General features: G+C 72.0%; 8 protein-coding genes. 2 read left to right on the top strand and 6 right to left on the bottom strand.

Features of this window, described 5'->3' with window-relative positions; all coding sequences use genetic code 11:
* Positions 1–58: 58 nt before the first annotated feature.
* From VR44_RS31250 to VR44_RS31240, 3 genes are all read right to left on the bottom strand, one after another.
* A complete protein-coding gene (locus tag VR44_RS31250; protein WP_045950984.1) occupies positions 59–1,180 on the bottom strand; it encodes an LLM class flavin-dependent oxidoreductase in 1,122 nt (373 codons plus the stop codon).
* Between the two features lie 137 nt (positions 1,181–1,317).
* The gene (locus VR44_RS31245) at positions 1,318–2,115 is read right to left on the bottom strand and encodes an SDR family NAD(P)-dependent oxidoreductase (protein WP_045950983.1); all 798 of its coding nucleotides are present in this window, start codon (positions 2,113–2,115) and stop codon (positions 1,318–1,320) included.
* Between the two features lie 68 nt (positions 2,116–2,183).
* Complete coding sequence (locus VR44_RS31240) at positions 2,184–3,131, bottom strand: TIGR03619 family F420-dependent LLM class oxidoreductase (RefSeq protein ID WP_245692599.1); 948 nt, start codon at positions 3,129–3,131, stop codon at positions 2,184–2,186.
* A 208-nt stretch (positions 3,132–3,339) separates the two neighbouring features.
* On the opposite strand from VR44_RS31240, the gene VR44_RS31235 reads away from it, so the two are divergent.
* Positions 3,340–3,963 carry a transmembrane-type terpene cyclase gene (locus tag VR44_RS31235; protein ID WP_045950982.1) on the top strand — a complete coding sequence of 208 codons (624 nt, stop codon included), beginning with the start codon at positions 3,340–3,342 and terminating at the stop codon, positions 3,961–3,963.
* Here the strand turns inward: VR44_RS31235 and VR44_RS41590 are convergent.
* The 3 genes from VR44_RS41590 to VR44_RS31220 all read right to left on the bottom strand — a co-directional run bounded on the left by VR44_RS41590 (position 3,951) and on the right by VR44_RS31220 (position 6,569).
* Positions 3,951–5,006, bottom strand: coding sequence for an alpha/beta hydrolase (locus VR44_RS41590; RefSeq protein WP_052713922.1), 1,056 nt, complete (start codon positions 5,004–5,006; stop codon positions 3,951–3,953). The genes VR44_RS31235 and VR44_RS41590 overlap by 13 nt on opposite strands.
* Positions 5,007–5,207: 201 nt before the next feature.
* Complete coding sequence (locus VR44_RS31225) at positions 5,208–5,966, bottom strand: L,D-transpeptidase family protein (RefSeq protein ID WP_245692596.1); 759 nt, start codon at positions 5,964–5,966, stop codon at positions 5,208–5,210.
* Between the two features lie 150 nt (positions 5,967–6,116).
* Positions 6,117–6,569: a MerR family transcriptional regulator gene (locus VR44_RS31220; RefSeq protein ID WP_045950981.1), complete on the bottom strand. Its 453-nt coding sequence runs from the start codon at positions 6,567–6,569 to the stop codon at positions 6,117–6,119.
* A gap of 95 nt (positions 6,570–6,664) precedes the next feature.
* Between VR44_RS31220 and VR44_RS31215 the strand changes: the two genes are divergently transcribed.
* Entirely contained in the window at positions 6,665–7,492 is an 828-nt protein-coding gene (locus VR44_RS31215) for an oxidoreductase (RefSeq protein ID WP_045950980.1), read from the top strand.
* Positions 7,493–7,511 lie beyond the last annotated feature (19 nt).

Raw genomic sequence — 7,511 nt, 5'->3', positions numbered from 1 at the left:
GGCGGGTAGGGGACCCCGCTCCGCGCAGCGGTACCCCCCGCACCCCCGGCGGGACCGGCTACGCGGACTGGCGGAAGCGTGTCGTCCGGTGGACCGGATCCGTGTCGATGTGCGGGATCACGTGCTCCCCGATCAGCTTGATCGTCGTCATCGTGTCCTCGTACGACACCCCGGTCGGCAGACCGAACGACAGCTGGTCGGCCCCCGCCTCCTCCCACCGCTTGCACTGCGCCCGCACCTCCGCCGGGTCACCGCAGATCAGCAGCTCCTCCGCGATCAGCAGCTCGATGATCTCCGCGTTGTACTCCGGCAGCGTCTCCGGCCACTCCGGAATCGCCTCCGGCCGCGGGAACGTGTCGTGGTAGCGGAACACCAGCGACTGGAAGCGGTTCATGTTCGCGTTGACCGCGATCTCGACCGCCTTCTCGTGCGTCTCCGCGCAGATCGCCGTGGAGGTGACCATCACGTTGTCGTTCACGAAGGCCCCGACCGCCTTCGCCTCCTGGATCGCCGTCTTGTACTGCTCCAGGACCCACTCCATGTCCGACACCTTCTGGACGCTGAAGCCCAGCACCCCGAGGCCCTTCTTCGCCGCCATCGCGTACGAGGACGGGGAGCCGGCGGCGTACCACATGGCCGGGTGGGCCTTGCCGTACGGCTTGGGGAAGATCTTGCGCGGCGGCAGCGACCAGTGCTTGCCCTGGAACCCCTCGTACTCCTCCTGGAGGAACATCTTGGGGAATTCCGCGATGGTCTCCTCCCAGATCTCCTTGGTGTGGTTCATGTCCGTGATGCCGGGCAGGAAGCCGAGGATCTCGTGGCTGCCGGCGCCGCGCCCGGTGCCGAACTCGAAGCGGCCCTTGGAGAGGTGGTCGAGCATGGTGACCTTCTCGGCGACCTTCACCGGGTGGTTCACCGGGGCGAGCGGGTTGAAGATGCCCGAGCCCAGGTGGATCCGCTCGGTGGCGGCGGCGAGGTAGCCGAGGAAGACCTCGTTCGCCGAGAGGTGGGAGTACTCCTCCAGGAAGTGGTGCTCGGAGGCCCAGGCGTACTTGAAGCCGGACTTGTCGGCCTGGATGACGTACTGGGTCTCCTCGAGCAGCGCCTTGTGCTCCGCCTCGGGGTCGACCTTGGACCGCGCCTCAGGCACGTATCCCTGCACGAAGAGCCCGAATTCCAAGGGGTTCACCGTCCTTAGGTTTCTGACGTTGCGTCAGATTCGATGGGTCCGACTGTTCCACCGTGGAGTGGGAGCGTCAAGAGCGGTGGTGGAGGTAACTGACGATCCATCAGATACACGTCCCCGGCCGATCGGGGTCAGAGGATGCTGACCCCGGCCATCCAGCCCCCGTCGATGACGAACGGCTGGCCGGTGATGTACGAGGAGTCCTCGGCCGTCAGGAAGAGCGCCAGCTTCGCCATCTCCTCCGGCCGCCCCACCCGCCCCAGCGGCACCACCCGCTGGTACAGCTCCGCCATCGCCTCCCGGGCCCCGTCCGCCATCCCGGCTGGGTCCAGCAGGCCCGGGTTGGCCATGGGGGTGTCCACCGCCCCCGGGCACATCGCGTTGACCCGGATGTTCTGCGCGGCCAGCTCCAGCGCCGCCACCCGCGTCAGCCCGAGGATCGCCGCCTTCGTCGCGGCGTACGCGCCCACGTACGCCATGCCCGTCAGGCCCGTGTAGGAGGAGGTGTTGACGATCGTCCCGCCGCCCGCCGCACCGATCTCGGGGGCCACCGCCTTGATCCCGAGGAAGGTGCCGACCTGGTTGACCTGCACCACCTGCTGGAACTCCTCCAGCGGCGTCGCGGTCAGCTCGTTGAAACGCAGGATGCCCGCGTTGTTGACCAGCCCGTCGACATGCCCGAAGCGCTCCTTGGCCACGGCCACGGCGGCCGCCCAGTCCTCCTCACGGCTCACGTCCAGCCGGACGTACCGCGCCCGATCCTCGCCGTGCTCCTCGGCGATCTCCTCGGCCACGGCGGCACCCTGCTCGTCGAGCACGTCACCGAGCACCACCCTCGCCCCCTCGGCGGCGAAGAGCCGCGCCTCCTGCTCGCCCTGTCCGCGCGCCGCACCGGTGACGATGACGACACGCCCGTCCAGCTTGCCCACGGGTACTCCCTGGTCGATGTGGTCGATGTGTTTGACGCGGTTGACGCGGTTGACGCGGTTGACGCGGGTCAGTCGTCGAGCAGCGGGGCCACTTCGGAGCCGAAGGCGGTGATCTGGTCGACGAGCTCGGCGCGGTCGCGATTGCGGAAGCGGACCTGGATCTGGTCCACGCCCAGCGCCCGGTACTCCCGCAGGGACTCCGCGAGCACCTCCGCCTTGCCGGTGAGGGTGCGCCGGCCGGTGTCCCAGCCGGGCTCGCCGACGTAGAGGGGCTCCGTGATCGCCCCCACCTCGAAGGGCCCCTCCACCCCGGCCGCCTCCCTCAGCTCGCGGATCCGGGCGACCTGCGCCGGGATCCGGTCGCGCGGGTCACCCTGCGGGAGCCAGCCGTCACCGCGCACGGCGGCCCGCCGGACGGCGGCCGGCGAGGACCCGCCGACCCAGACGGGGATCCGCTGCTGGGCGGGGCGGGGCAGCTGGCCGAGGTCGCGGAAGGAGAACCGTTCCCCCTCGAACTCGGGGAACTCCTCCGGGCCGAGGGCGGCCCGCAGCGCGTCCAGGGTCTCGTCGAGGACCGGCCCCCGGCGCTCGAAGTCCGCCCCGAGCGCCTCGAACTCCTCCCGCACGTGCCCGGCCCCGACCCCGAGGACCAGGCGGCCCCCGGAGAGGTGGTCGAGCGTCGCGTACTGCTTGGCGGTGGCCAGCGGGTGGCGCAGGCCGACGATCGCGACGTGGCTCAGCAGCCGCACGCGCTCGGTGATGCCGGCCAGGAAGGCCAGGGTGGCCACCGGGTCGTACCAGACGGTGCCCATGGGCCCGGCGAGCCGGCGCGGGATGGCCACGTGGTCGCACGTGGCCAGGTACCCGAAGCCGGCCCGGTCGGCGGCCCGCGCCACCTCGGCGAGGTCGGCCGCGCCGGCCGAGGCCTCCCAGGGTTCGGCGTAGATGGTGCTCTGCGACTGGACCGGGAGCTGCATCCCGTACGCCAGCCGTCCTTCCGGAAACACGCGTGCCATGACCGTCCGTCCGTCCGCGTCGTGGGTGGGGTGGGGTCGGTGGGGTGGGGGCGGGTGCGCGGCGGCCGTCTGCCGGATCGGCACGGCTGCGCGCCGGGCCATCGTCGTAGCTGACGACCCGTCAGGCAAGGGGAAGGGCAGGACCGGTGGGAACGGCGGGGTGGTCCGGATCGTTGGCTCCGGGCGGTGCGGCGCCTAGGGTGCGCCCGTGGAACTGATACTGACGCTCGTCAGCGGACTGGCCTGGACCCTCGTGTACGTCGAGGCGGTCCGGGTGGGGTTCCGGGACCGGACGTACGCCATGCCCGTCGCCGCCCTCGCCCTGAACCTCGCCTGGGAGGCCACGTACGCCGTCGGCGACCTGCGCTCCGGAGTGTCCCCGCAGGGGGTGGTCGACCTGGTGTGGGGCGCGGCCGACCTGGTGATCGTCTACACCTACCTGCGCTTCGGGCGCGCCGAGCTGCCGGCGTTCGTGTCCCGGCCGGTGTTCGCGGTGTGGAGCGCGCTCCTCTTCGCGACCGGCTTCGCCGTGCAGCTGCTGTTCCTGGCGCACTTCGGCGCGCACGACGCCTCGCGCTACGCCGCGTTCCTGCAGAACCTGCTGATGTCCGGGCTGTTCCTGGGCCTCTACGCCGCCCGGCGCGGTCCTCGCGGGCAGTCACTGCTGATCGCCGTCGCCAAGTGGCTGGGCACCCTCGCGCCGACGGTGCTGTTCGGGGTGCTGGAGGGGTCCGGGTTCGTCCTCGGCCTGGGTGTCCTGTGCTCCGTCTTCGACCTCGCGTACATCGGGCTGCTGGTCCGGAGGCCGGGCGCGGTGGGTCAGGCGAGCTGACGGCCGAAGAAGTCCAGCATGCGTTCCGCCGCGGCGCTCCAGTACGGCCAGTTGTGGCCGCCCGGCCGCAGGACCGTCTCGGCGTCCACCCCGCGGGCCGCCAAGGCGGACTTCAGGTCCTCGGTTCCCGGCAGGTGGTTGGCGTCCTCGGTCCCGCAGCCGAGGTGGTAGCGGCCGCGGCGGAGCCGGCCGGGGGCGGTGCGGCGGATGATGTCGGCCAGGTCGTACTCCCGGAAGCGGTCCGTCAGACGGGCCCGGCCCTCCAGGTCACGGCCGAAGGCGTGGCCGAAGAAGCGGTTCCACTCCTTCATCGGGATCGCCTGGTAGCCCTCGTCGGTGAAGTGCGCCGTGCTCAGTCCGGCGGCGGCGCCGAACAGGCCCGGGTACCGCAGGGCGTACATCAGTGCGCCGTAGCCGCCCATGGAGAGCCCGGCGACGGCCCTCCTCTCCGGCCGGCCGCCCAGTCCATGGGCCCGTTCGACGGCGGGGACGAACTCCTGGACGAACATGTCCTCGTAGCGCAGGGTGTCGCCGCCGCCGGATCCGGCGGCGGCGAGGTCGTTGATGTAGAACGTCTCGTCCTGGCCGCCGCCCGGCCGCGTGGGGTCGCGCCGGGCGTCGGGCATGACGAGGGCGCAGGCCGGGATCCGGCCCGCCGCGACGGCCCGTTCCACCGTCGGCACGATGCCGCCCTTGACGGCCCAGTCGGTGTGGCTGCCGCTCGTGCCGTGCAGGAGGAAGAGGACGGGGATCCCGGCGTCCGGCCGCCCGCCCTCCGCGGGTGCGGTGCCCGCCCGGGCGGGCAGGTAGAGGCTGTACGGGACGTCCCGCCCGAGCAGCCTGCTGCGTACGGTCAGGTCCGTGCGGAGCGAGCCGGCCCCGGAGGGGGACGGACCCGGCGGCGTGGGGGAGGCCGCCGGTGCCGCTGCCGGTGCCGGCGCCCCGGCGCCGTTCCGCAGCAGGAAGGCCGCCGAGAGGACGGCCGCGACCGATCCGCCGGCCCCGGCCGTGAGCAGGGAACGGCGCGCGGGACGTTTCATCATGGCTTCCTCAGCGTCGGCACCGGATGGTCGTCACGGCCGTGCGGGCAGCGGTGTTCCCGGCCGGTCCCGGGCGCTCTTTCCGACGCGTACGGGTGCCCACTGGCCCGTACCCATCACACGCCCGGCATCCGCGTCGGGGCGAGCAGCCACGCCGGAGGATCCGGCTGAGGGTGTTGCCGACGGACGTACCGGGGGGACCCTTCAGAAGCCGGCCGGGCCCATCGCGATGACCGGGTGGGCGGCCGGGTCCAGGGTCTGCAGCAGTTGCCGCATCGCCGCCTTCGGCAGGCCGACGCAGCCCTGGGAGGGGCCGTCGTGGTCCACGTGCAGCCAGATGTTGCCGCCCCGGCGCTCGCCGTCCGGCATGACCGGGTCGAGCGGGGAGACGCCCTGGCGGCGGTTGTAGTCGATCGCCACCACGTAGTCGAAGGAGCCCTCCAGCGACTCACCGTTCACCCCCCGGCCCGTGGCGACGAAGGCGGAGTCCCGGTCGTACGGGAGCTTCGTGCCGGGCGGGGCGGACAGCAGACCGCCCGCGTCGCTGAGGGAGAACACGCCCTGCGGGGAGGTCAGGTCCCCGTACTCGCGCCCGGTGGACCAGCCCTTGGCCCCGTTGCGGGCCGGCCACTGCGCGGCCCGCACCCAGTCCGCGCCGGGCGCGGGGCGGGTGTACAGGGCGGCGGTGGACTCCGAGGAGTCCTTGGCCTTGCCGGTGACGAGGACCAGCTGGCGGGCCTCGGCCGGGATACGGGCCCGGGTGTCCTCGCTGAGGGCTGCCGCCGGGAGCCCCTGGAGGGCGTCGGGACGCCGTCCCCCGCGCGCGGCGTGCTCGGGGGACCCGGCGTGGGCCTTGGGGCGGGAGTCGGAGCGGGCCGGCGGCACGGGAGCGCCGGGCTGCTCGTAGAGGGCGTGCACCCATCCGGCCCCGAAGAGCAGCAGCCCGGCGGTGGCGACCAGCACAAGCGCCCGCGACGGCCGCCCGGCCGGAGCGCTCCGCCGCCGGGCAGCCCTCCGCCCACCGCGTTCCGGCGTACGGGTGGCACGGGGGCTGGAAGCGGGACCGGACCCGGATCCGGCGCGGCGGTGCTTGCTCATCTACCCGACGGTACATCAGCTGATCAGATTTACCGGCGACCCAGGTTCCGGTTCCGTTTCGGGGGTCGGCGGGCGGCTCGGGTTCCAGAGGGTGTCGGCCTCGCCACGGGCGACGTGGTCCTCGTAGATCCCCACCTTGTACCGGATCACGCTCAGCGCCCCTTGCAGCTCCCGGATCCGCGCTTCCACGTCGGTTTCGTGCCGGCGCAGCAGCTCCAGCCGGTCAGGTTCGTTGCCCGGGCCCTGACGGACGAGCTCGATGTACTGCCGGATCATCGCCAGTGACATACCGGAAGACCGCAGCTTGGTGCAGATCTCCAGCCACTCCACGTCTTCCTCGTAATAGACCCGACGGCCGTTGGACAGACGGCGCACCGGGTTGGCGAACAGGCCTTCCCGCTCGTAGAACCGCAGCGCGTGGACGCTCAGCCCACTGCGCCGCGCCACCTCGCCGATGCTCAGATCCATGGACGACTCCGGCCGCGTACGTGTTGATCTAGACCGGACTCTAGCTTCTAACGTCGTCTCGTCGGCCAGTCGGACGAACGGAATTGGGGGAGAACATGGGCGTTTGGTTCGTCACCGGTGCATCGCGTGGGCTCGGCGCGGAGATCACCCGTGAGGCGCTGGACCGCGGGCACAGCGTGATCGCGACGGCGAGGGACGTGTCTGCGGTGCTCGACGCGTACCCGGAGAAGCCGGACGGGCTGCTGGCGGTGAACGCGGACGTGACCCGGCCGGAGCAGCTGGCGCTCGCGGTGGAGGCGGGGCTGGCGGCGTTCGGACGGATCGACGTCGTGGTCAACAACGCCGGTTACGGCCTCGTGGGTGCGATCGAGGAGATCTCCGACGGCGCTGCGCGGGAGCTGTTCGACGTCAACGTGTTCGGCGTGCTCAACACCTTGCGGGCGACCCTGCCGACACTGCGTTCCCAGCGGTCGGGACACGTCCTGAACATCGGGTCCGTGGGCGGCTTCGCCACCGCCCCCGCGGTGGGCCTGTACGGCGCGTCGAAGTTCGCCCTGGAGGGCATCTCGGAGGCCCTGCACGGCGAGCTCGCCCCGCTCGGCATCCGCGTCACGATCATCGAGCCGGGCGGCTTCCGCACCGACTTCCTCAACAGCTCCAGCATCCGGGTCGAACCGGCGGCCATCGCCGACTACGTCGCCGGCGCGGGGCCGGTGCGCGAGGCACTGGCCGCGAACGACGGCCTCCAGCCGGGCGACCCGGCAAAGGCCGCCAAGGCCGTCGTCGACGTCACCGAAACGGACGAGCCGCCGCTGCGCCTGCAATTGGGTGCGGACGCGGTCGAACGGGTCGAGGCGAAGCTGGCACTCGTGCGACGCGAACTCGACCAATGGCGCCACACGGCGCTCTCGACCGCCATCTGAGAACGCAGAAGGCCCCGGC

This window comes from Streptomyces katrae, from assembly GCF_000966975.1.
Taxonomy (GTDB): domain Bacteria; phylum Actinomycetota; class Actinomycetes; order Streptomycetales; family Streptomycetaceae; genus Streptomyces; species Streptomyces katrae.
Note: the sequence above shows the minus strand (reverse complement) of the source record. Positions and strands in the feature narration are given on the sequence as shown.